This is a genomic window from Mesorhizobium sp. M8A.F.Ca.ET.161.01.1.1 (assembly GCF_004792105.1).
Taxonomy (GTDB): domain Bacteria; phylum Pseudomonadota; class Alphaproteobacteria; order Rhizobiales; family Rhizobiaceae; genus Mesorhizobium.
Genome location: NZ_SRTD01000451.1, coordinates 1 through 290, shown reverse-complemented (window position 1 = coordinate 290; position 290 = coordinate 1). Strand labels below are relative to the sequence as shown.

Here is a 290-nt window from a genome sequence, read left to right as displayed (position 1 = left end):
CCTCGATGTCCTCGCCTTCCTCTGGTGAGCCGCCGCCGTCGGAAATGCGGTCGGCCGGCGAATAGCGCGCGGTGAAGAACCACAGCCGCTCCGTCACGCTGCCCGGGCTCATGAACGGCGAAAACAGCCGCTCGACGTCCTTGAGGTGGTAACCCAGTTCCTCCTCCGCTTCCTTGCGGATAGCGGTTTCGGGATCGTTTTCGTCGAGCAGGCCAGCGCAGGCCCCGATCAGCGGCTCGCGATGGCCCACGGCGTAAGCCGGGAAGCGGAACTGCCGCACCAGGAGCACC

1 protein-coding gene is annotated in these 290 nt (G+C 66.6%); it reads right to left on the bottom strand.

Annotated features, from left to right (window positions below):
- Window positions 1-290 (bottom strand): NUDIX domain-containing protein (locus EN804_RS36490; RefSeq protein ID WP_189602246.1); only part of this gene is annotated, 290 nt, incomplete at both ends.